The sequence below is a fragment of the Actinophytocola oryzae genome (assembly GCF_004364325.1).
GTDB lineage: Bacteria > Actinomycetota > Actinomycetes > Mycobacteriales > Pseudonocardiaceae > Actinophytocola > Actinophytocola oryzae.
In genome coordinates this window covers 1-17,030 of record NZ_SOCP01000006.1, presented here as the reverse complement: position 1 = coordinate 17,030, position 17,030 = coordinate 1, and the positions used below count along the sequence as shown (strand labels likewise).

The 17,030-nt window shown below is 69.3% G+C and carries 18 protein-coding genes; 16 read left to right on the top strand and 2 right to left on the bottom strand.

Annotation, left to right across the window (positions count from 1 at the left end):
- The first annotated feature begins 66 nt into the window (after positions 1 to 66).
- Positions 67 to 1,359, top strand: coding sequence for an adenylosuccinate synthase (locus tag CLV71_RS17850; protein ID WP_133903937.1), 1,293 nt, complete (start codon positions 67 to 69; stop codon positions 1,357 to 1,359).
- On the opposite strand, the gene CLV71_RS17845 is transcribed toward CLV71_RS17850, so the two are convergent.
- A complete protein-coding gene (locus tag CLV71_RS17845) occupies positions 1,356 to 2,477 on the bottom strand; it encodes a glycerophosphodiester phosphodiesterase (protein WP_133903936.1) in 1,122 nt (373 codons plus the stop codon). The two genes, CLV71_RS17850 and CLV71_RS17845, sit on opposite strands and share 4 nt — an antisense overlap.
- A gap of 110 nt (positions 2,478 to 2,587) precedes the next feature.
- On the opposite strand from CLV71_RS17845, the gene CLV71_RS17840 reads away from it, so the two are divergent.
- From CLV71_RS17840 to CLV71_RS47705, 11 genes are all read left to right on the top strand, one after another.
- Positions 2,588 to 4,696 (top strand): TRAP transporter permease, encoded by a 2,109-nt coding sequence (locus CLV71_RS17840; protein WP_133903935.1) that lies wholly within the window; start codon positions 2,588 to 2,590, stop codon positions 4,694 to 4,696.
- A complete protein-coding gene (locus CLV71_RS17835; RefSeq protein WP_133904312.1) occupies positions 4,617 to 5,597 on the top strand; it encodes a TAXI family TRAP transporter solute-binding subunit in 981 nt (326 codons plus the stop codon). Before CLV71_RS17840 ends, CLV71_RS17835 begins: the two co-directional genes overlap by 80 nt.
- 303 nt (positions 5,598 to 5,900) lie before the next feature.
- Entirely contained in the window at positions 5,901 to 7,157 is a 1,257-nt protein-coding gene (purD, locus tag CLV71_RS17830; RefSeq protein ID WP_133903934.1) for a phosphoribosylamine--glycine ligase, read from the top strand.
- Between the two features lie 123 nt (positions 7,158 to 7,280).
- A complete protein-coding gene (locus tag CLV71_RS47710) occupies positions 7,281 to 7,679 on the top strand; it encodes a hypothetical protein (protein WP_166664147.1) in 399 nt (132 codons plus the stop codon).
- On the top strand, positions 7,672 to 8,280 hold the full coding sequence (locus CLV71_RS17825) for a DUF3558 domain-containing protein (protein WP_166664146.1): 609 nt from the start codon (positions 7,672 to 7,674) through the stop codon (positions 8,278 to 8,280). Before CLV71_RS47710 ends, CLV71_RS17825 begins: the two co-directional genes overlap by 8 nt.
- A gap of 10 nt (positions 8,281 to 8,290) precedes the next feature.
- Positions 8,291 to 9,487 carry a PPE domain-containing protein gene (locus CLV71_RS17820; RefSeq protein WP_133903932.1) on the top strand — a complete coding sequence of 399 codons (1,197 nt, stop codon included), beginning with the start codon at positions 8,291 to 8,293 and terminating at the stop codon, positions 9,485 to 9,487.
- A complete protein-coding gene (locus CLV71_RS17815; protein ID WP_133903931.1) occupies positions 9,488 to 10,255 on the top strand; it encodes an ESX secretion-associated protein EspG in 768 nt (255 codons plus the stop codon). It abuts the gene before it with no gap.
- Between the two features lie 65 nt (positions 10,256 to 10,320).
- Positions 10,321 to 10,647: a hypothetical protein gene (locus CLV71_RS17810; protein WP_133903930.1), complete on the top strand. Its 327-nt coding sequence runs from the start codon at positions 10,321 to 10,323 to the stop codon at positions 10,645 to 10,647.
- 13 nt (positions 10,648 to 10,660) lie between these two features.
- Positions 10,661 to 11,821 (top strand): transglycosylase SLT domain-containing protein, encoded by a 1,161-nt coding sequence (locus tag CLV71_RS17805; protein WP_166664145.1) that lies wholly within the window; start codon positions 10,661 to 10,663, stop codon positions 11,819 to 11,821.
- A 59-nt stretch (positions 11,822 to 11,880) separates the two neighbouring features.
- A complete protein-coding gene (locus tag CLV71_RS17800) occupies positions 11,881 to 13,026 on the top strand; it encodes a pyridoxal phosphate-dependent aminotransferase (protein ID WP_133903928.1) in 1,146 nt (381 codons plus the stop codon).
- A gap of 115 nt (positions 13,027 to 13,141) precedes the next feature.
- Positions 13,142 to 13,318: a hypothetical protein gene (locus CLV71_RS47705; RefSeq protein ID WP_166664144.1), complete on the top strand. Its 177-nt coding sequence runs from the start codon at positions 13,142 to 13,144 to the stop codon at positions 13,316 to 13,318.
- Here CLV71_RS47705 and CLV71_RS17795 read toward each other — a convergent pair.
- Entirely contained in the window at positions 13,315 to 14,334 is a 1,020-nt protein-coding gene (locus tag CLV71_RS17795; RefSeq protein WP_133903927.1) for a threonine aldolase family protein, read from the bottom strand. The two genes, CLV71_RS47705 and CLV71_RS17795, sit on opposite strands and share 4 nt — an antisense overlap.
- Before the next feature lie 151 nt (positions 14,335 to 14,485).
- Here CLV71_RS17795 and CLV71_RS17790 point away from each other — a divergent pair, with 151 nt between their 5' ends.
- The 4 genes from CLV71_RS17790 to CLV71_RS17775 all read left to right on the top strand — a co-directional run bounded on the left by CLV71_RS17790 (position 14,486) and on the right by CLV71_RS17775 (position 16,939).
- Entirely contained in the window at positions 14,486 to 15,004 is a 519-nt protein-coding gene (locus CLV71_RS17790) for a SigE family RNA polymerase sigma factor (protein ID WP_133903926.1), read from the top strand.
- Positions 15,005 to 15,441: 437 nt separating this feature from the next.
- Complete coding sequence (locus tag CLV71_RS17785) at positions 15,442 to 15,771, top strand: hypothetical protein (RefSeq protein ID WP_133903925.1); 330 nt, start codon at positions 15,442 to 15,444, stop codon at positions 15,769 to 15,771.
- A gap of 17 nt (positions 15,772 to 15,788) precedes the next feature.
- Positions 15,789 to 16,376 (top strand): TetR/AcrR family transcriptional regulator, encoded by a 588-nt coding sequence (locus tag CLV71_RS17780; protein WP_133903924.1) that lies wholly within the window; start codon positions 15,789 to 15,791, stop codon positions 16,374 to 16,376.
- A 38-nt stretch (positions 16,377 to 16,414) separates the two neighbouring features.
- On the top strand, positions 16,415 to 16,939 hold the full coding sequence (locus tag CLV71_RS17775; RefSeq protein WP_133903923.1) for an RNA polymerase sigma factor: 525 nt from the start codon (positions 16,415 to 16,417) through the stop codon (positions 16,937 to 16,939).
- Positions 16,940 to 17,030: the final 91 nt, after the last annotated feature.

The window sequence follows — 17,030 nt, the reverse complement described above, 5'->3', positions numbered from 1 at the left end:
TCCTGGTCTACGCTCAATCACCGGCATTTCGCCAAGCCCTACATCCATGACATCGGGGAGTCTCACATGCCGGCCATCGTGCTCATCGGCGCCCAGTGGGGCGACGAAGGAAAAGGCAAGGCGACCGATCTCCTTGGCGAGCAGGTCCAGTGGGTGGTCCGCTACCAGGGCGGCAACAACGCCGGCCACACGGTGGTCCTGCCCGACGGGCAGGACTTCGCACTCCACCTGATTCCCTCCGGCATCCTGACGCCCGGCGTGACCAACGTGATCGGCAACGGTGTGGTGGTCGACCCCGGTGTGCTGCTGACCGAGCTGGCGGGCCTCGAGGCCCGCGATGTCGACACGTCCCGTCTGCTCATCTCCGCCGACGCGCACCTGATCATGCCGTACCACGTGGCGATCGACAAAGTCACCGAACGCTACCTCGGCAAGGCGAAGATCGGCACGACGGGCCGGGGCATCGGTCCGGCCTACCAGGACAAGGTGTCGCGCGTCGGCGTGCGGGTGCAGGACCTGCTCGACGAGAAGATCCTGCGGCAGAAGGTCGAGGCGGCACTCGACGTCAAGAACCAGATCCTGGTCAAGGTCTACAACCGCAGGGCACTCGACCCCGAGCAGGTCGTGGACTCCGTGCTGGAGTGCGGCGAGAAGTTCGCCCACCGCATCGCCGACACCCGCCTGCTGCTCAACCAGGCGCTCGAGCGCGGCGAGACCGTGCTGCTCGAGGGTTCGCAGGGCACACTCCTGGACGTCGACCACGGCACGTACCCGTTCGTGACCTCGTCCAACCCCACCGCGGGCGGCGCGTCGGCAGGCTCGGGCATCGGCCCGACCCGCATCACGACGGTGATCGGCATCCTCAAGGCCTACACCACCCGCGTCGGCTCCGGTCCGTTCCCGACCGAGCTGCACGACGAGATGGGTGAACGGCTGCGCAAGACCGGCGGCGAGATCGGTGTCACCACGGGACGGTCGCGGCGCACCGGCTGGTTCGACGCCGTGATCGCCCGCTACGCCGCACGCGTCAACGGGATCACGGACTACTTCCTCACCAAGCTGGACGTGCTGTCCGGTCTGGACACCGTGCCGATCTGCGTGGCGTACAAGGTGAACGGCGAGACCGTGCACGACATGCCGATGACGCAGACGGACGTCCACCACGCCGTGCCGGTCTACGAGCAGATGCCGGGTTGGTGGGAGGACATCTCCGAGTGCCGGTCGTTCGACGAGCTGCCCGCCAACGCGAAGGCGTACGTGGCGCGGCTGGAGGAGCTGTCCGGGGCCCGGTTCTCCGCGGTCGGAGTGGGCCCCGGACGTGACCAGACGATCGTCCGGCACTCGATGCTCGGTTCCTAGGCCGCCGGCTGTTCCTGTGCCACCGCGATGTCGGTGTTGTCGGTGAACAGGCCGTCGATGCCCGTGGCCCGGAACACGGCGATCTCGCCGAAGAGGTCGCCGTAGGCCGTCGGGTCCGCCGACGAGCGGAAGTCGGCCGGCAGGAACGTGTTCTCGGCGCGGAACGTGTACGGGTGGACCGTCAGGCCCGCCCGGTGCGCGTCCCTGACCAGCGTCGTGGGCGAGAGCAGGAAGCCGGCCGCGTCACGCGGGATGATCTGGTTCTTGTCCGGCCCGAGGCCCTTGGCGTACCTGGCGACGTCCCTGAGGCCCGTGGCCGAGGTGATGTCGGCGTAGGTGCGTGGGTCGCCGGAGTCCACGAAGTCGAACGGGGCGCCGGTCGCGCCGGTCAGCTGAACCAGCGGCACGCGCAGCTTCCTGTGCAGGTCGATCAGGTTGCCGACCTCGAACGACTGCACGTACACCTTGGCGTCCGACCGGTTGAGCCCGTTGCGGTCGAGCGTGTCGACGAGCCGGGGCTCGAGCGGCAGGCCCTGCTTGCGGAAGTACGAAGGATGTTTGGTTTCGGGGTAGATGCCGATCTGCCGGTGCAGCTCCTTCGACAGCCGCCTGACGAGGTCGATGACCTCCTGGAACGTCGGGATCTGGTACCTGCCGTCGTAGATGGTGTTGCGCTGGCGGACGTCCGGGATGCGTTCCGTGGCACGCAGTGTCTTCAGCTCGCGGAGCGTGAAGTCCTCGGTGAACCAGCCGGTGACCTGAACCCCGTCGAGTGACTTCGTGGTCCTGCGGTTCGCGAACTCGGGGTGGCTCGCGACGTCGGTCGTGCCGCCGATCTCGGGCTCGTGCCGCGCGACCAGGACCCCGTCCCTGGTGATCACGAGATCCGGCTCGACGTAGTCGGCACCCATCCGCGCCGCGAGCTCGTAGGACGCCAGCGTGTGCTCCGGCCGGTAGCCCGCCGCGCCGCGGTGGCCGACGATCGTGAAGGTGTCGTGGTCCCTGCTCGGTGGCGTGTGGTGCTCGGCGGTCGCGGGAGCCGCGCCGACCAGGGCGAGCGCGACGGCCGCGGTGACGGCGAGGCGCGGAAACTTCGAACTCACGGACTTCCTCCTCATGGCTCAACGGCCCACGGATCCTCGCCGACCTGAGCGAACTCCACCGAAGGAGAAGGTGACGAAGCGATTACGCATCTGATCTTTCAACCTGTGTGACCGGTAGGTTGCCGATGGTGACCAGGTCTGCGGAGGACAGGGATGTCGACGTGGCCGCCACGGTCGGCGAGCACGACGAGGAACGTCCCGCCAGGCGGCTCTCGGGCCGCTGGGAGCGGTTCGTGTGGGTGGTGGCGATCGCCGTCGCGCTCCTGGTCCTCAAGCAGGTGTTCTGGCCCTTCGCGAAGGGCAACCAGTTCTACCTGGTGATCTTCCTCGGGCTGACGCTGCCGATGGTGTTCCTCTGCTACCGCATGCGTGGCTCAGCACCGGAGGGGGCCGACAACCCCCGCCCGCTCGACTGGGGCCTGGCGGTCGTCGCGCTGCTGGTCGGCCTGTACCCGGTCCTCCCGATCGGCGGCGGCGGTTTCGCCGGTGGTTACGACGATTTCCTCGACAGGCAGGGCATCCTGTCCACTCCGGACATCGTGGCGGGCGCGCTGCTGCTCGTCCTGGTCCTGGAGGCGACCCGACGCACGACCGGTCTCGTGCTTCCGGTGGTGTGCCTGGCGTTCCTGGCGTACTCGTACTACGGCGGGCTGCTGCCGCAGGACTGGGACATCGCGCACGCGGGTGTGGACTTCAGCCAGATCGTGAACGCGCTGTACAACGACCAGAGCGGCTTCTACGGCATCCCACTGGACGTCGCCGCCACGTACATCGTGCTGTTCACGATCTACGGCGCCGTGCTGTCGGCGTCCGGCGCGGGCACGTTCTTCGTGGACCTGAGCTTCGCCACGTTCCGCCGCTCCCGCACGGCACCCGGCAGAACCGCCGCGCTGTCGGGTTTCCTGCTCGGCACGGTCTCGGGCTCCGGCACGGCGACGACCGTGAGCCTCGGCGCGATCACGTGGCCGGTGCTGCGGCGCGCCGGCTATCCCCGGGAGAACGCGGGAGGACTCCTTGCGGCGTCGGGAATCGGCGCGATCCTGTCCCCGCCGACGCTGGGTGCGGCGGCGTTCATCATCGCCGAGTACCTGGAGACGTCGTACCTGACGGTGTTGCTGTGGGCGATCGTGCCGACGGTCCTGTACTACCTCGGCATCGTGTTCGCGGTGGAGGCGGACGCGCGGCGGTTCGGCGCGAAGCCGGTCGACCTCGACACCCCGCCGGTGTGGCAGATCCTGAAGCGCGGCGGCTACCACTTCGCGTCGCTGGGGATCATCGTGGTGTTCCTGGCGCTGGACATCCCGCCGTTCGCCGCGGTGGTCTACGCGACGGGTGTCGCGGCGTTGTTCGCGCTGATCTCACAGGTGGTGGGCGGCGGCTCGGTGGTCGGCTGGCTGCGCCTGACAGCCGACTCCCTGGCGGAGGGCATCAGGGGCGCGCTGCCGGTGGTGGCGGTCTGCGCGGCGGCGGGCGTGATCACGTCGACGATCACGAAGACGGGCCTGGGCCTGGTGTTGGCGGATGCACTGGTGGACGCGGCCCGCGGGCTGGCGACGAACGAGACGGTGGTGCTGGTACTGACCGCGATCTTCGCGGCGGTGGCGGTGAGCGTGCTGGGCCTGGCGGTACCGGTGACGGCGTCGTTCATCATCTCGTGGGTGGTGCTGGGACCCGCGTTGGCGGACCTGGGCGTGGCACCGCCAGAGGTCGCGATGTTCATCTTCTACTACGCGGTGCTGTCGGAGGTGACCCCGCCGACGGCGCTGGCGGCGGTGGCGGCGGCCGCGATCACCGGTGGCTCGGTGATGAGGACGATGTGGCAGACGTGGAAGTACACGCTGCCCGCGTTCCTGGTGCCGCTCGCGTTCGTGTTGACGGACAACGGATCCGCGTTGCTGCTGCAACGGAACGCGTTGACGGTCGTGTGGGTCGTGGTGGTCTCGGCCCTGGGCGTGGCCGCACTGGCGGTGGTGACGGGCGGCTGGCTGTTCGGCCAGGCCCGCTGGCCGGAACGGGCGTTGTGCGTGCCCGCGGCGCTGCTCTTGCTGTACCTGCAACCGCTGTCGATCGCGATCGGCGTCGGTTTCTTCGTGGTGGCGGTCGTCGTACACCTGCTGGGCCGCCGAATCCCCCGAGAGAACAAGGAGCCCAATGATGCGAACCTCGAGGATCGCGTCCGCCGCGATGGCGGTGGCCCTGGCAGCCACGGCCTGCGGCGGGAAACAGACGAATGACGAGGCGGCCCAGTCGTCGGGAAGCTGCGAGGCGTCGAACGGCCGGATCACGATAGCGACGGGCAACACGGGCGGCGTGTACTACACCCTCGGCGGCGGGTTGGCGCAGCTGATCAGCAACAACACCCCGCTGAAGGCGAATGCCGCGGAGACGGGCGCTTCGGTGCAGAACATCCAGCAGCTGGTGGCTGGCGACTACGACATCGCGTTCGCCCTGGCCGACTCGGCGGCGGACGCGGTGAACGGCAAGGACTCCTTCGAGGGCAAGCCGCAGGAGGTGGAGGCGCTGGCCAGGATCTACTCGAACTACACGCAGGTGGTGGTCCGTGCCGACAGTGGCATCGACAGCGTGGCGGACATGCGGGGCAAGAGGATCTCGACCGGTTCGCCGAAGTCGGGCACGGAGGTGATCGCGAACCGCCTGCTGAGGGCGGCGGGTCTGTCGGAGTCGGACGTGTCGGCGCAACGCCTGGCCCTGCGCCCGACGGTGGACCAGATGAAGTCGGGACAGATCGACGGGTTGGTGTGGTCGGGTGGTCTGCCCACTCCCGAGCTGACGGACCTGACGACGTCGCTGGGTGATGACGTGAAGTTCATCGACATCACGCCCCAGTTCGACGCACTGAAGAAGATCAACCCGGTGTACGAGAAGGGTTCCCTGCCGGGAGACACCTATGGACTGCCGGCGGACGTGCCGACGATCGTGGTGCCGAACCTGCTGCTGGTGACCAAGGACTTCCCGGCGGGTAACGCCTGCGCGATCACGAAACTGATCTTCGACAAGAAGGACGAGCTGGTGAAGGTCCACAAGGCGGCGAGCGCGCTGGACCGGAAGAAGGCCGTGGAGACCGACCCGGTGAAACTGCACCCAGGAGCGGCGCAGGCCCTCGGCGTGGAGTAGCTCAAACAGCCGGCCCGGATCCCGGGCCGGCTGTCCACAACCAACCGAATTATCCACAGCCAAGATCAACACTCCCACCCCCGTCACCCCCACCCAGTAGAATGGTGATCGGGGTGCCCCCGGAGAGGGTGGGGGCCGCCACTATGCTGTAGGCGAAGCGTTTTCGCAGGTCAGAGGGCTTTTTGTGGTGTAGTGTCGTGCTTCCGCTGAGGTGTGGTGGACGCGTTCCCGCACCCGTCGGCGGTCAGCACGTCGTGGCCCTGGCGCTGCCCCGTCCGGACATGGCATCTACGCTGTTTGCTCGTGCGTGTCCTGGTAATCGGGTCCGGTGCGCGCGAGCACGCACTGGTGCTCGCGCTGTCTCACGACCCTGCGGTGACCGCCCTGGCCTGTGCCCCCGGCAACGCGGGCACGGCAGCGGTCGCCGAGACCTACGGGGTCGACGTCCTCGACGCGGCGTCCGTGGCCCAATGTGCGTCCGACTGGAACGCGGACCTCGTCATCGTGGGGCCGGAGGTGCCGCTCGTCGCGGGTGCCGCCGACGCCGTGCGTGCCGCGGGCATCGCCTGTTTCGGCCCGTCCGCCGCCGCGGCGCGCATCGAGGGGTCGAAGGCCTTCGCGAAGGGGGTCATGGCCGCCGCCGGTGTGCCGACCGCCCACAGCGAGGTCGTCGACAACCCCGCCAAGCTCGACGCCGCCCTCAACCGCTTCGGCCCCATGTGGGTCGTCAAGGACGACGGGCTGGCCGCGGGCAAGGGTGTGCTGGTCACGGCCGACGTGGCCGCTGCCCGAACCCACGCGATGACGCTCCTGGACGGCGGCCACCCCGTCCTGCTGGAGTCGTTCCTCGACGGCCCGGAGGCGTCGCTTTTCTGCGTCGTCGACGGCACAACGGTCGTACCGCTGCTGCCGGCCCAGGACTTCAAACGCGTCGGCGACGACGACGCAGGCCCCAACACCGGCGGCATGGGTGCGTACGCCCCGCTGCCGTGGGCCCAGCCAGGTCTGGTCGAGGACGTGCTGGCCAAGATCATCCAGCCGGTGGTCGAGGAGTTGGCGGCGCAGGGCACCCCGTTCTCCGGTCTGCTGTACGCGGGCCTGGCGCTCACCAGCGACGGCCCGCAGGTCATCGAGTTCAACTGCCGCTTCGGCGACCCGGAGACCCAGGTCGTGCTGGCACTGCTCCGCACCCCGCTGGCCGGCCTGATGAATGCCGCGGCCACCGGCACCCTGGCCACCCACCCACCGCTCGAATGGCACGACGGCTACGCGGTGACGGTCGTCATCGCGGCGGAGGGCTACCCGGGCCGGGTCCGCTCCGGCGACGTCATCACCGGCGCCGAGGGCCACGGGGTCTTACACGCGGGCACCCGCCGCCGCGACGACGGCGCCATCGTGTCGGCGGGCGGGCGGGTCCTGTCCGTGGTCGGCACGGGCCCGACACTGCCGGAGGCGCGTGAGGACGCGTACCGGAAGGTGGCGGACGTCCACCTGGCCGGCTCCCACCACCGCTCCGACATCGCGGCGAAGGCCGCCGAGGACGAGGTCGCCGCTCCGTAGCGGGTTCGGCCGATCAGCGGAACCCGGGTGGTCCCTTCTTCGTCAAAGTTCAGGTGACCCCTGCGCGGCATTGGTAGCCTGCGGAAAGAGACCGCATCGTCACGATGAGTGGGGAGCGACGAGATGTCCTTCGTCGACGACGTAGCCAGTGGCGTCGAAGCCGCCTTCAAGGCGGTCGAGAGAGCCACCAGCGCCATCACGTCCGGCACCTTCACGGTGAACAGGGACAACGTCCTGGCCGCGGGCCGCATCATCGAGTCGCAGGCGGATGCGCTCCACAACCTGTGGAAGTTCAGCATCAGCGATATGCGCGTTGACCCACCAGGCGCGGATGACGTGAGTGTTCGGATGGCGGCCGCGTGGAACGACCGGCTGATCGGTGACGACGACTCATACAAGAACCGGGTCAAGGACTACTTCATGGGCCTCAAGAAACTGGCCGTTCAGCTCGGCGACACAGCCAAGGCCTACGGATACTCCGAGGAAGAGATCGCTGCTGCCTTCGGGACCAAGGGTGCGTAGTCCACGCCTTGCTGCCGCTGTTCTCATTGTTGGACTGCTGGCGGGATGTACGACCAGCGAGGCTGGCGAAGCCACGCCAGGCAAGGCTCCAGCAAGCCAGTCGGAACCGGACACGTCGAGTTCGCCGTCAGTGGAGATACCTCCACCGCCGAGGGAGATCTCGTTGGATGGTCTCGATCCGTGCACCCTCTTCACCGAGTCGCAGTTGGCGCAGTTGGGCGTGGACAGCGTGAAGCCGGGAAACGGTGGCGGCATCAAGATCTACAAGGACATGAAGGACTGCACGCTCGACAAGGACGCTGCGGAGCCGTTCTACTCGTACAGCGTGATCGCCGTGACGAACGTCGACGTCAGCTTCTGGCTCAACGAGCGACGCAACGCGGATGCGGCGTTGATCTCGGTTGCCGGTTATCCCGCGGCCGAGTTCCACACCAAGGGAGTCGAGGACTCGGACTGCGCGGTTGCGGTCGGCGTCGCCAAGAACCAACATCTCCACGTGGAGATGGAGCCGTTGAGCGAGGACCTGAAGCAGGACCAGATCTGCCAGAGAAGTGAGCAGGCGGCCGAGATGGCGATGCAGACGCTGCAGACCCTCAGGTAAGGAAGTAGCTATGGCCGGGGACCACGGACTCAGCAACCTGCGTTTCGTTGGGTATGACAACCCGGCGCTCGTCGAACAGGTGGATGGCCTGCGCAACGGCGCTGGACCGGGGACACTCAACGACGCCGTGCTCGCACTGGTGAAACTTGCCGATGGCCTCGCGGACACCGATGAGGCGCTGCGGCGGCAGCTCTCGGAGATCGGGGTCAGTTGGCAGGGTGAGGCGGCTGCCGGTGGTACGTCCGCCACCGAGAACGCGAGCATCTACGCCGAGCAGTCGCAGGGCCCGGTGACCGACTCGGCGAAAGGTGTCGACTTCCAGGGCGCCGCGTTCTCCACCACCAAGAACAGCGCACCAGACTCCGGCACCCTCAACGGACCCACCGAAGAGAACGGCATCGACCAGTTCATGGGCTTCTTCGGCCACACGACCGACCACGCCCAGGAAGTCAAGGACACCAACGCCGCTCGCCAGCAGGCCATCGACGCCATGAACAACTACCAGTCGAACAGTATCGACGCCCTCGGCAGGTCCCAGGCGCTGCCCGTCCCGCCCGGTATGAACCTCAACGCGCAGCCCGTCGACACCAGCACGCACACCTCCTCCGTCGCGGGATTCGTCGGCAACGGGGGCGGCGGGTTCACTCCCGGCGTCGGACCAGGTGGCGGTGGTGGCAGCACGGCCTTCGTGCCCGGCAGTGGTCCTGGTGCCGGGCCGCTTCCCACCGTCGGCGGCAACCCACCGGTCACGGGTGCGCCGCCCCTCACCGGCGGCGGCCCCTTCCCCGGCGGCCCCTCGCTTCCCAGCGGCGTCAGTCCACTCGCCCCGGCGCTCCGCGCCGTCAACCCTCTCCTCATGGCCGACGCCGCTACCGCGATCGGCGCCGGTGGTGCCAGTGGCGCCGGCGCCGGTGCCGATGGGGAGCGGCTCGCGCGTTCCGGCGGGCAGCGTGGACCGGCCAAGAACCCCGTTCCCCTCGGGTCCGCGCCTGAAGAAGAAGCCAGGGCGGCCCGCAACGCCGAGCGGTTCGGCGCCCGGTCCGGCAAGCCCGGCAGCTCGATCATGCAGCCCGCCGCCGCCGGTCGGAACCAGGACGGTGAAGAGGACCAGGAGCACATCCGCCGCTACGGGGTCGAGTCGAGCGACGTGTTCGACGACGACCGGGTCGTCGCGCCGGAGTCCATCGGGGATGACGACGAACAGTAGATGATCAAAGGCACCGTTGTTCTCTCCAAGCTCGAGTTCGACGTGCTGTGGGAGTCCGAGAAGCTCCCCGCCAAGCACGAGGCACTGACCGTGCCCAGCCCGGGCCGCACCCACACCGAGCGCCGCCGGCTGGTGGCCAGGGCCTTCGCCGACCTCGAGCGCCGTGGGCTCGCCGAGCGTGAGCGGGCCGTCCCGGACCTCGTCGACCAGTTGAACCTGCTTGCCCACCACCAACTTGCCATCGACAGCTGGGTGTGGACCGACCACCGCATCTCCTCGCTCGCGGTCGTCGCCGGGTCCACCGCGTTGCTGTGCGCTGTCGACGGGCCAGAGGTGTGGCTCATCCCCGCCCGGGAGACGTCCATCGCCGCCGCGGCCGTGTCGATCGCCGGGGAGGTGATCGCCGGGCCTGGGCGGTCGGTCAGTGTGCCTACCGACGTGCTCGGGGCCGCCGACGCCGAGGCTCGCGGCGATGCCCGCGCCTTCGCTGCCTCCCTCACGAACAAGGGCATCGCCGGGACGGACGCCAAGACGATGGCCGACATGGTGCGTGACATGAACGTGCGCGGCCAGTTCTGCGTCACCCGCCTGCAGCGCGACCAGCGGATGGTTCGCGCTGACCGGGTGGTCGCCTTCCACGACACGCCGCGTGGGCGTTATGTCCACCTCGCCAAGCCGAACAACGACGGGCGCATGTGGAGCACGGTCACCCCGGCCGACAGCCGCCGGTTGGCGAGCTGCGTACAAGAGCTCATGGCCGAGGTCTGAGCGGCCTAGAGTGAGGGAACCGTGACGCGGCGGGGGCCGTCGGACCGGATGCGAAGGGGTGGGACATGGCCAAGTACAACATCGACGCCATCAACGGCTGCATCCAGAAGGCGCAGGACTACAAGCCGAAGTTCGGCTCGGTGTCCGACTCGTTCCCGGACGGCGGCACCGGCACCACGTCGGCGACCACGTTCGGCGCGCTGCCCAGCTCTGCCGGGCTCGCGACAGCGGTCGACGCGGTCAACGACCTGATGCACGACGAGTTCAGCGCCGCCGAGAACCGGCTCGACGGGGTGGCGGGCGCACTCGACGCGGTGTTGCAGTCCGTGCAGAACGACGAGGACGCGGGCAGGGCCACCTACAACGGTGGCCCTCGGTACGTGCAGGTCTAGGAGGGGGACGACGGTGGGTTCGGCGGAGACGCTGGCCGGCTACGCGGGCGGCGGCGTGGTCACCACGGCGGTGGCGAAGATCAAGGACGCGGACGCCTCGGCGGTCACCACGGCCGCGAGCAAGCTGTCCATCGGCTCGACGAGTGTGGGCACCTACAGCACCGAGGTGGCAGGCAGCGTCACCACGCTCGACGCGGCGTGGGAGGGCGCCGCCGCGGACGCGTTCGTCGGCTACATGGACAAGTTCAGGACCGCGGGCACCGACGTCGGCACGGCCATGTCCAACGCCGCGACCGCGCTGACCAACGCCGCGAACGCCATCACCGGCGCGCAGAGCTACATCTCCACCCGTTGCGACCAGGCCCTCACCGACATCAGGACGTGGAGTGACAGCCATCCGCACGCCACGACCGAGGAGTTCGACGCGATGACCCGCGGCGTGTGCTCGGACGCCGCCACGGACATCGACACTCACCTCGAGGGCACCGAGGAGACGTTCGCCGCCTCGCTGCGGACGCTCAACGCGAGCAAGTCGCCCGCCAGCAAGTTCTCCACGCTGCCGCAGCCGAACACCCAGCCGTTCACCCCGCAGCCCGGCCAGCCGATCGAGTGGGTCGCGACCCCGGAGCCGACCCAGCAGACGAACACCGCCAGCGCGACCGTCACCCAACAGCCCATTCAGCAGACGTCAGCCGGCACCGGGTCCGGGTCCGGCTCCCACGGCGGCGGGGGCAGCAGTGGCGGAGGCGGCGGTGGGGGCGGCGGCGGTGGCGGCATGGGCTCCTCCGGCGGTCCGCCCGCCGGTGGCCCGCCGCCCGGCAACGTGCAGGAGTGGATCAACCAGGCGATCGAGGAGCTGCGCAAGCAGGGCATCAACGTCAGCGAGGCCGACGCCCAGCGGATCTGGCAGATCATCCAGCACGAGTCGGGCGGCAACCCGCACGCGATCAACAACTGGGACTCGAACGCCGCGAAGGGCACGCCGTCGAAGGGCCTGATGCAGTGCATCGACCCGACCTTCAACTCGTACAAGCTGCCCGGCCACAACGACATCTGGAACCCGGTGGACAACATCTGCGCGGGCGTCAACTACGCGATCTCGCGGTACGGCTCGCTGGGGAACGTCCCGGGTATCAAGGCCACGGCGTCGGGTGGCTCGTACGTCGGCTACTGACCGGTCCTCGGCGAGGATCGGCCGTGCCCGTCACGATCGGGTGATGCACGCTGGTGACCATGTTGAACGTCGCAGCACGAGCGAACATCCCACCCTTCCACGTGATGGACGTGCTGTCCGCGGCCAACGCCCGGCAGCGTGCGCACGGGGACATGGTGTCGCTGGCCGCCGGGCAACCGTCGGCCGCGCCACCACGCGCCGTCCTGGACAGGGCGGCCGAGACACTGCGTGGCACCCCTCTCGGCTACACCGAGCAGCTCGGCATCCCCGAACTGCGGGAGGCCGTCGCGGGGCACTACGAGAAGCGGTACGCACTCGACGTCAGCGCGGGTGACGTCGTCGCGACCACCGGCTCGTCCGGCGGCTTCCTGCTCGCGTTCCTCGCCGCCTTCGACGCGGGCGACCGCGTCGCGCTGGCCCGACCCGGCTACCCGGCCTACCGCAACATCCTGACCGCGCTCGGCTGCGAGGTCGTCGAGCTACCCTGCGGCCCGGACACCCGCTTCCAGCCGACCGTCGCCATGATCGAGGACGCGGGCCCGCTGGACGGCCTGATCATCGCCTCGCCAGCCAACCCGACCGGCACCGTGCTGCCTGCCGGCGAGCTCGCCGCCATCGCGGGCTGGTGTGCCGACCACGACGTCCAGCTCGTCAGCGACGAGATCTACCACGGCATCTCCTACGTTGGGGACGCCCCGGCCTCGGCATGGCAGTTCTCCCGCGAGGCCGTGGTGGTCAACTCGTTCTCCAAGTACTTCGCCATGACCGGCTGGCGGCTCGGCTGGCTGCTCGTGCCGCAGCGCCTGTTCCGCGCGGTCGACTGCCTGACCGGCAACTTCACCATCTGCCCGCCGACGCTCTCGCAGCACGCCGCGACCGCCGCGTTCCAGTACGACGAGCTGGACGCGCACGTCGACCACTACCGCGTCAACCGCGACGTGCTGACCACCGGCCTCACCAAGCTCGGCATCGACAGGGTGGCCCCCGTCGACGGCGCCTTCTACGCCTACGCCGACGTGTCGCACCTGACCACCGACACCATGGCCTGGTGCCAGCGCCTGCTCGCCGAGACCGGGCTCGCGATCGTCCCCGGCATCGACTTCGACCCCGAGCTCGGCCACCGCTTCGTCCGGTTCTCCTTCGCGGGCCCCACACGGGACGTCGAGACGGCACTCGAACGGCTGGGCAACTGGCTCGCACCCTGAGATCAGGACCGGTGGATTTCCCCGATGTGTTCAGGGCGACGCCGGTGGTTCACTGGTGGAACCGCCGGCGAGCGCCGTTCGTTCAGCGGGAGAACCCGGTACAGGGGAGGAAGCAATGAACACGCTGCTGAAGATCGCCGGAGCGATTGTCGTCATCTGGGCGGCCTTCACGATCATCGGCCTGGTGCTCAAGGCCGTCGGCTGGCTGCTCGTCGCCGCCGCGGTCGTGACCATCGGCTATGTCGGCTACAAGGCCGTCACGGCCGGCTCGGAGCGCAAGCAGATCCGCTAGGACCGCAGTGTCGCGACCCGGTTCAGGACCTCGTCGATGTCCTTGGGCCCGAGGTCGCGGTGCGGGATGAACCGCACCTTCCCGCCCATGGGGACGCCGAGGACGCCGATCTTCGCGAGCGCGGCCAGCGAGGCCTCCGCGTCCGGCGTGCCGGCCAGCACGATGTTCGTCTCGGGCTCGTCGACCTCCCAGCCGAGTTCGGCGAGCCCGGCGGCGAGCTGACGGGCCTTCGCGTGGTCCTCGGCGAGCTCGGGGATCCGGTCCAGCGCGACCAGCCCCGCCGCCGCGACCACGCCGCCCTGTCGCACACCGCCGCCCAGCATCTTCCGCAGCCTGCGTGCCTCGGTGACGAACGCGGCCGAGCCGCCGACGAGACCACCCATCGGCGCGCCCAGCGCCTTGCTCAGGCACACCTGCACCGTGTCGACCCCGACCGTCAGTGCCGCGGGCGGCACGGACAGCGCCACGGACGCGTGCCACAGGCGCGCCCCGTCCAGATGAACCCGCAGGCCGACGTCACGCGCCGTCGCGACGAGCTTCGCGTGCTCGTCGGGCGGGGTGACCGTCCCTCCGGCGCCGTTGTGCGTGTTCTCCAGGCACAGCAGCGTCGTGCGGAGTGCGTGGTAGGGCCCGGTCCGCGCGGCCGTCCGCACCGCCTCGACGGGCAGCCTGCCGGGCCAGTCGCCCCACTCGACGGCCTCGGGCAGACCGCCAGCCAGCCAGGAAGCCGTGCCCAGCTCGTTCTCCACCACGTGGGCGAGCTTCGGCGCGAGGAACCGGTCGCCTCTGCTCAGGTGCGACATCAACGCGATGACGTTGCCCATGGACGCGGTCGGCACCCAGAGCATGGCCTCGACGCCGAGCAGCCCGGCAGCACGCTCCTCCAGCGCACGCATCGTGGGATCTCGGTCGAGCACGTCGTCGCCGACCTCGGCGTGCGACATGGCGAGCCGCATCGGCTCGTCCGGTTGTGTGAGCGTGTCCGAACGAAGATCGATCTCCCGCACCTTGGTCACGATCTGATCACACCACACCGGGCCGGACCGATCCTCACCAGTGCCCCGCGTGCCTCGAAGGGGGTGGCGTACGTCACAGTGGAGGTTCGTGCAACCTTAGAGCCGACACGTTCCGTCCCGGCAGTGCAGACGACGAGCAGAGAGAGCCCGCGTGGAGCAGCGCGACGAGGAGGACTTCGCGGAGTACTTCGCGGCTCGGCGAGACGCCGTGCGGAGGTCCGCGTACCTGCTGTGCGGTGACTGGCACCGTGCGGACGATCTCGCGCAGACCGCGTTCGTCGCGTTGCACCGGCGATGGCGCAAGATCCGGGACCGCGGGGCCCTGGACGCCTATGTTCGCAGGACGCTGGTGCGTGCGGTGATCGACGAGTCCCGGCGCCCCTGGCGACGGGAACGGTTCGTCGAGGAGCTGCCGGAGACGCCGTTACCGGACGGCGAGCTCGGCGACTCCGTGGCGACCAGGTCCGCGCTGCTCGACGGCCTGCGGGCAGTGCCGCCGCGCCAGCGCGCGGTGCTCGTCCTGCGGTTCCTCGAGGGCCTGGACGTCGCGGCGACCGCCACGGCGCTCAAGTGCTCGGAGGGCACGGTGAAGAGCCAGACGGCCAGGGGCCTGACCGCGTTGCGGGAGGCGCTCGGGGGCACGCTGGACGACCTGAGGTCAGCCTCGTGAGCGACGGAGGAGGTGGCGGAATGGATGAGAAGAAGCTCGCTGAGCTGCTCAGAGACGTGGTCGCGGAGACCCCGCCGCCGACCTTCACGCACGCCGACGTCACCCGTGAGTCAGCACGCCAGAGCCAGCGTCGCCGGAACGGGTTACTCGCAGGTTCCGCCTTTGGTGTGGCCGTACTGGCGGGCGCCGCGGCGATCGGCGTGGCATTGTGGACAGGGGCGGGCTCGCCCTCGGAAGTAACAAGTGCGGAAAGTGACGCGGCTCCCGGTAACGGAAACGCTGCTCCATACGAGTTACCAGACGAGGGCAGTGATGCTGCCGCGCAGACGGAGCGTGGCGAACGAAACTTCCCGCCGGAGACGCCCAAGCAGGGGGGCTCTTCGGATGGGAATGGCGGGCCTGCGGGGCCCGCCGGCACTCCTAGTGGGTGCGAACAGGTGGACCGGGAGCTCGCTGCTGCCCTCGCGGGCGAGCTCCCGGCCGCCGCCAACATCAAGGTCGACGACGCCGTTCCGGTGTCCGTTGCCTGTCCGCCCGGTGCCCGGGGTGCGGCGTTCCCTCTCCCGGACGGCGAGATCAGCGTGATCCTCATGCCGCGTGACACGTCGGCGGCGACCGACTCGGGTGGGGACGGCGCGAAGGCCACCGCGACGACCACCGGGGGGCTGCTGGTGCTCGTGGCGAGTACGCCGGACTCACCGGACGACACCGTCCCCTACGCCTCGGACCTCTCTCGGTTCGCCACGGCGGTGGCCAGGATCTACTGAGCCGTACGATTTTCCGCATGACGGCCGCCAGCACTCCCAAGGGCGAGCGGCGTCGCCAGTCGCTCGTGGCGGCCGCGGCGGCGTTGCTGGTCGAGGGCGGCTTCGAGGCCGTCCGGCACCGGGCCGTCGCCGAGCGCGCCGACCTGCCGCTCGCCTCGACGACCTACTACTTCGACTCGCTCGACGACCTGGTCACCGCCGCCGTCGCGCACCACGCCAGGGGTGAGCTGGACCGAGGCCGAGCCATGCTCGCGGCCCTGCCCGCCGAACGGCGTGACCTCGACTCGACGATCGACCTGATCCTCGACCAGCTGCTCGGGCCGCCGGCAGGCGACCGCGATGCCGAGCTGGTCCTGCTCCGCTACGAACGCCTGGTCGCCACGTTCCGCCGCCCGTACCTGCGGCCACTGATGCGCACGCTCGGCACCGAGCTGCGCGGGCTGCTGCAGGAGGTCCTCGCCAGGACCGGCATGGCTACGGACGAACGCAGGCTCGAACAGCTCATCGCGCTGGTGGACGGCGCCGTGGTCAACGCGCTGATCGAGGTGGAGCCCGACCCCCGCGCCGTCGCCCACCGCATGCTGCGGGAGTCGTTGCAACCCTGAGGCACCGCTCGTCGTGGGTAACTGGCGGAAGGGGGCGCATGCGGCAGTCCGACGAGGAGAGCTTTCGCCGGTTCGCGGTCGGGCACGCCGCCCGACTGCGCAGGTCGGCGTACCTGTACTGCGGCGACTGGCACCTCGCGGAGGACCTGATGCAGACGGCTTTGATCAAGATCTACCGATCCTGGACCCGCGTCGAGAAGGACGAGAGCCTCGTCAACTACAGCCGGACGGTCCTGCTGCGCACCTGGCTCGACGAGAAGCGCAGGCCGTGGCGGCGGTCCGAGCAGTCGGCAGCCGACGTGCCGGAACACCACGACGACGCACGCGGCCCCTCGGACAGCCCCGACCGGCTGTGGGCACAGGACCTCGTCCACCGGGGCCTGCTGCGGTTGCCGCCCCGGCAACGCGCGGTGCTGGTCCTCCGGTACTTCGACGAGCTGTCCGTCGCCGAGGCGGCCGAGGTCATGGGCTGCTCGGAGGGCACGGTCAAGAGCCAGACGGCCCGAGGCCTCGACGCGCTGCGCAACTCCGTGGCACACCTGGTGGGAAAGGTCGCGTCATGAGACACCTTCTGTCAACCTCAGGCCGCTGTGGGCGGTTGAAGGGCCTTGGAGCGGTTGCGAATGTGAATGTTCTCGTCGTAGCGGACGCCTT

Excerpts from the sequence above, each read along its gene's own strand:
- CLV71_RS17780 (WP_133903924.1), top strand. The coding sequence starts at position 15,789 with ATGACGGCCGCCAGCACTCCCAAGGGCGAGCGGCGTCGCCAGTCGCTC.
- CLV71_RS17810 (WP_133903930.1), top strand. The coding sequence starts at position 10,321 with ATGGCCAAGTACAACATCGACGCCATCAACGGCTGCATCCAGAAGGCG.
- CLV71_RS47710 (WP_166664147.1), top strand. The coding sequence starts at position 7,281 with ATGTCCTTCGTCGACGACGTAGCCAGTGGCGTCGAAGCCGCCTTCAAG.
- CLV71_RS17845 (WP_133903936.1), bottom strand. The coding sequence starts at position 2,477 with ATGAGGAGGAAGTCCGTGAGTTCGAAGTTTCCGCGCCTCGCCGTCACC.
- CLV71_RS17775 (WP_133903923.1), top strand. The coding sequence starts at position 16,415 with ATGCGGCAGTCCGACGAGGAGAGCTTTCGCCGGTTCGCGGTCGGGCAC.
- CLV71_RS47705 (WP_166664144.1), top strand. The coding sequence starts at position 13,142 with ATGAACACGCTGCTGAAGATCGCCGGAGCGATTGTCGTCATCTGGGCG.
- CLV71_RS17840 (WP_133903935.1), top strand. The coding sequence starts at position 2,588 with ATGGTGACCAGGTCTGCGGAGGACAGGGATGTCGACGTGGCCGCCACG.
- CLV71_RS17850 (WP_133903937.1), top strand. The coding sequence starts at position 67 with ATGCCGGCCATCGTGCTCATCGGCGCCCAGTGGGGCGACGAAGGAAAA.
- CLV71_RS17835 (WP_133904312.1), top strand. The coding sequence starts at position 4,617 with ATGCGAACCTCGAGGATCGCGTCCGCCGCGATGGCGGTGGCCCTGGCA.
- CLV71_RS17815 (WP_133903931.1), top strand. The coding sequence starts at position 9,488 with ATGATCAAAGGCACCGTTGTTCTCTCCAAGCTCGAGTTCGACGTGCTG.
- CLV71_RS17800 (WP_133903928.1), top strand. The coding sequence starts at position 11,881 with ATGTTGAACGTCGCAGCACGAGCGAACATCCCACCCTTCCACGTGATG.
- CLV71_RS17820 (WP_133903932.1), top strand. The coding sequence starts at position 8,291 with ATGGCCGGGGACCACGGACTCAGCAACCTGCGTTTCGTTGGGTATGAC.